This window comes from Pseudomonas sp. 20P_3.2_Bac5 (assembly GCF_025466035.1).
In the GTDB taxonomy this organism is placed as follows: Bacteria; Pseudomonadota; Gammaproteobacteria; order Pseudomonadales; family Pseudomonadaceae; genus Aquipseudomonas.
The window spans coordinates 1-1,636 of the sequence record NZ_JANLOA010000053.1 but is presented as its reverse complement, the minus strand read 5'-3'; the positions used below and the strand labels follow the sequence as shown (position 1 = coordinate 1,636).

The following is a 1,636-nucleotide window of genomic DNA, read 5'->3' as shown; positions in this document are numbered from 1 at the left end:
ACCGCCAGTCACACCGGTGATGCTGTTGGTCAGCGGGGTGTTGGTGTTGAGCACGTTGTTCGGGGCGATAAAGTCCACCGAACCGCTCGAAGCGTTAACCGGAATAGTGATCGACTGACCGTTGGCCAAGGTGATGACCAGCGGGGCGCCGGTGACCGGTGCGGTAACCGAAGCGGTATAGGTGACCACGCCACCTTCAACAGCACTGGCAGTCGCAGTCAGAGTAACGGTCGAAGTATCAATCGAATCCGTTACAGCAGTAACTGCTGCGGTTGGGCTGACTTCGAGGTGTTCGAAGTCGCCACCAGTGGTGCCAGTGACGGTCACGCTGACGCTGCCCGCATCGACGTAAACGGTGTCTTTCGGCGCGGCGAAGGTGACGGAACCTTCGGTCGCATCCTTGGCAATGGTGATGGTTTCACCGTTGCTCAAGGTGATTTTCATCTCAGTGCCAGCCGGGTTAGTCAGCTTGGCGGTGTAAACAATGCTGCCGCCTTCCTGGACGGAGCCGGTCGCGGACAGGGTCAGGCCGGTGGTGTCCAGACGAGCAGGATCATCGGTAACCACAGTCGTCGGAGTACCGGCTGTTTCCAGGTGCTCGTAGTTGCCGCCAGTTACGCCAGTAATGCTGTTGGTCAGCGGCGTATTGGTATTCAACACGTTGTTCGGCGCAATGAAGTCCACCGAGCCGCTCGAAGCGTTGACCGGGATGGTGATCGACTGGCCGTTAGCCAGGGTGATGACCAGTGGTGCGCCGGTTACCGGAGCAGTGACGCTCGCGGTGTAAGTAACCACACCGCCTTCAACGGCACTGGCAGTCGCAGTCAACGTGACAGTCGAAGTGTCGATGCTGTCGGTGACCGCGGTAACCGCGGCAGTCGGGCTGACCTCGAGGTACTCGAAGTCACCGCCAGTGGTGCCCGTGATGGTCACGCTGACGCTACCCGCGTCGACATAAACGGTGTCTTTTGGCGCGGCGAAGGTCACGGAGCCTTCGGTCGCGTCCTTGGCGATGGTGATGGTTTCACCATTGCTCAAGGTGATCTTCATTTCAGTGCCGGCTGGGTTAGTCAGCTTGGCGGTGTAGACGATGTTGCCGCCTTCCTGGACGGAGCCGGTCGCGGACAAGGTCAGGCCGGTGGTGTCCAGACGAGCCGGATCATCGGTGACAACGGTGGTCGGCGTGCCAGCGGTTTCCAGGTGCTCGTAGTTGCCGCCAGTCACGCCGGTGATGCTGTTGGTCAGCGGCGTGTTGGTGTTGAGCACGTTGTTCGGAGCGATGAAATCGACCGAACCGCTGCTCGCATTAACCGGAATGGTGATCGACTGACCGTTAGCCAGCGTGATGACCAGCGGAGCGCCAGTCACTGGAGCCGTTACCGAAGCGGTATAAGTAACCACACCACCTTCAACAGCACTGGCAGTCGCGGTCAGGGTGACGGTCGAGGTATCAATCGAATCCGTTACAGCAGTAACCGCCGCGGTTGGGCTGACTTCCAGATGCTCGAAGTCGCCACCAGTGGTACCGGTGATGGTCACGCTGACGCTGCCGGCGTCGATGTAAACGGTGTCTTTTGGTGCTGCGAAGGTCACGCTGCCTTCGGTCGCATCCTTGGCGATGGTGATGGTTTCACCA

At 59.6% G+C, this 1,636-nt stretch carries 1 protein-coding gene; it reads right to left on the bottom strand.

What is annotated here, in order from left to right; genetic code table 11:
- Positions 1 to 1,636 (bottom strand): immunoglobulin-like domain-containing protein (locus NTD88_RS09115; RefSeq protein ID WP_315975146.1); only part of this gene is annotated, 1,636 nt, incomplete at both ends.